General features: G+C 61.8%; 2 protein-coding genes and 1 pseudogene. 1 reads left to right on the forward strand and 2 read right to left on the reverse strand.

What is annotated here, in order from left to right; genetic code table 11:
- Positions 1 to 429: 429 nt before the first annotated feature.
- Entirely contained in the window at positions 430 to 612 is a 183-nt protein-coding gene (locus tag MKK60_RS19020; RefSeq protein WP_243988174.1) for a hypothetical protein, read from the reverse strand.
- Between the two features lie 257 nt (positions 613 to 869).
- Between MKK60_RS19020 and MKK60_RS19025 the strand changes: the two genes are divergently transcribed.
- Entirely contained in the window at positions 870 to 1,139 is a 270-nt protein-coding gene (locus tag MKK60_RS19025; RefSeq protein WP_243988175.1) for a hypothetical protein, read from the forward strand.
- Positions 1,140 to 1,321: 182 nt separating this feature from the next.
- Here MKK60_RS19025 and MKK60_RS19030 read toward each other — a convergent pair.
- A pseudogene (locus MKK60_RS19030) lies at positions 1,322 to 1,448 on the reverse strand (IS5/IS1182 family transposase); the annotation flags it as partial.

A 1,448-nucleotide genomic window follows, 5' to 3' on the forward strand; every position in this document is an offset into this window, starting at 1 on the left:
CAAAGATCCTCAGGCGCCAGCGGAACAGCAGTCCTCTGGCCCTTCCAGAATGGACCTTGTCGAGCCCGCCAAGTGAGTTCCGGCAAGAATATACGATTACCGGGGGCATTAACGTAACGCCCTCGCCAATCAGCGGCTGACACTCGATCCCCCATACTCCCCCGTTACTCCTAGTCAGCGGCTGATAAGTCGGGTCGGCGCAGGTGCCAGATCCCCACGGCTTGACTCTTGCCCTGTCAGCCCGTGTGCGCACGACGTCGGGTCGTGAAGGCCCGAGGGCGGCTTGTCGGCTGGAATGTTGTAGGCGGCCCTGTATGAAGGGGCATACAGGACCGCCACAGCGGATCGGGCAGATCTGCTGGCCGCTGATGCAGCGCCACCGCAGTGCACCAGACAAGTTGCTGAAGGATGAGCGATACGTCGTCGGCTCTACGGTCGCCGCCTACCCCGTTCTTCGTCGGCCACAGCCTCCACCGCCGCAATCACGTTCTCAAGCTCTGCGATCCGCTTCAGCGTACTGTCGGCTGGCATTGTGTTGTACTGAGCGGCTTCCATGATGAGATCGCGCTGGCGGGTCTTGAGGCGGTCCAGGAGGGCTTCGAGCTTGTCCATGGCGCGCTGTAGCGAGGCGTACCTAGCCCGACAAGGTCGATCCAAGTACCACTCCAACAAGCGACGGGCGACCCCGCCGACAGAGCCCATCGTGTATCCGAGGCATCGGTAGGGCGGGCTGAGGCATGTGGTTAGCCTCAGTCTGCGTTCGGCATGCCGGACGCGGTTTCGTCTTACTTAATCCCGATCGGTCACACGCAGGTCTACGTTGAGGCAATTTTGGCAGTACCGCTGCCAGCGCAGAAGTAGGTAATGGCATGAGCGCGCGTACAAAAGCACACAACCTGACCCGCGAGGAGGGCGCCGGCTACAGCAAGGCGCTCCAGGATCTGCGCACTTGGTACGAGGGGCGCAACGACTTCGCCAAGCAGCGGATCGAGGAGTTGAAGACGGGCTTCGGTCCCACGGATCAAGCCTCAATAACTGCCGTCGCCATGCTGGAGTCCGCAATGGAGGATCGCCAGCAGGCGGTCGCTGAAATCGATCGTCTCTACGCCCAGCAGCGTAGCGCTACATTTGGGAGATGAGCGTCGTGCCCAGCGACACAATGAGCAGCCAGATCAAGACTGCCTTGATGAAGCCCGAGGGGGCAAGCAAGGCCACCACAGCGGATCGGGCAACCTGCTGGCTGCTGATGCGGCACCGTCCACGGTGGGTCAGACAGGTTGCTGAAGGATGAGCGATGGGAAGCCCTCACTTAGACCCTGTTTCATAAAGCTCGGGCGATCCGTCTGACGAGGATCATGGCTGCGGCGAGGACGAAGAAGGCGAGCGCAGAGGACGGGGTAGCCTCGTGGTCGCGAGCCAACCTGCGGCAGCGGGCGATCCAGCCGAAG

The organism is Methylobacterium sp. J-092 (assembly GCF_022829325.1).
Taxonomy (GTDB): Bacteria; Pseudomonadota; Alphaproteobacteria; order Rhizobiales; family Beijerinckiaceae; genus Methylobacterium.

Excerpts from the sequence above, each read along its gene's own strand:
- MKK60_RS19020 (WP_243988174.1), bottom strand. The coding sequence starts at position 612 with ATGGACAAGCTCGAAGCCCTCCTGGACCGCCTCAAGACCCGCCAGCGC.
- MKK60_RS19025 (WP_243988175.1), top strand. The coding sequence starts at position 870 with ATGAGCGCGCGTACAAAAGCACACAACCTGACCCGCGAGGAGGGCGCC.